The organism is Neobacillus paridis (genome assembly GCF_016765675.1).
GTDB lineage: Bacteria > Bacillota > Bacilli > Bacillales > Cytobacillaceae > Neobacillus > Neobacillus paridis.
Window position 1 is genome coordinate 1 of the sequence record NZ_JAESWB010000073.1, and the last position, 612, is coordinate 612.

The following is a 612-nucleotide window of genomic DNA, read 5'->3' on the forward strand; positions in this document are numbered from 1 at the left end:
CACATGATGCGCATGGCATGCATGGCCTCAATGCAAGACCATCTCTGTTCAACCGTTTGGCCATCATTGCTCATTTTTGTCATGGACAAATATAGATGACTACAATCAGGTGCAGCACAGCAAGCCTCAAAGCGCTGCATGTCCCGGCACTAACCGGAGCCGGTGAGCCGTCAACCAACTTGAGCCGCCGCTCCCGCTCCACCTTGTCTGACTCGTCAGCCATTCAACTGCTGGGAGTGGCGCAAGATCCGTGGTGTCGTCGCAGTAGAAACATGGCTTTCTTTCCCAAGCCGGTATCGAATCGATATGTGCATTCGATTGGCCGGCACCAAGGAAAATAATCGGCCTTGAAGTCAGCAGCAGTATCGGGGAAATAATGGGCAATACAGTTCGTTTTTGGCAAATTGTCCAGGTCAAAATGAAATTTGTCCAGAGCCAAATTGGTAATTTTATGAATGAGCTCCAGGAAATAATTGACCTGTGTTGCACAGGGCTACCCGCGATATTTTTTTGAAGCAAGCGTGGCCTGAGTTGAGTTCAGCAAAACCCGGATAGGCATGCCTTGCACGATTTGCATCGTTGCTATCCTGGGCAGCATCACTGCGCGATCCG

General features: G+C 50.2%; 1 protein-coding gene. It reads left to right on the forward strand.

The features are described 5' to 3' along the window. Nucleotides 1–95: 95 nt before the first annotated feature. A complete protein-coding gene (locus JK635_RS05890) occupies nucleotides 96–341 on the forward strand; it encodes a hypothetical protein (RefSeq protein WP_202653060.1) in 246 nt (81 codons plus the stop codon). Nucleotides 342–612: the final 271 nt, after the last annotated feature.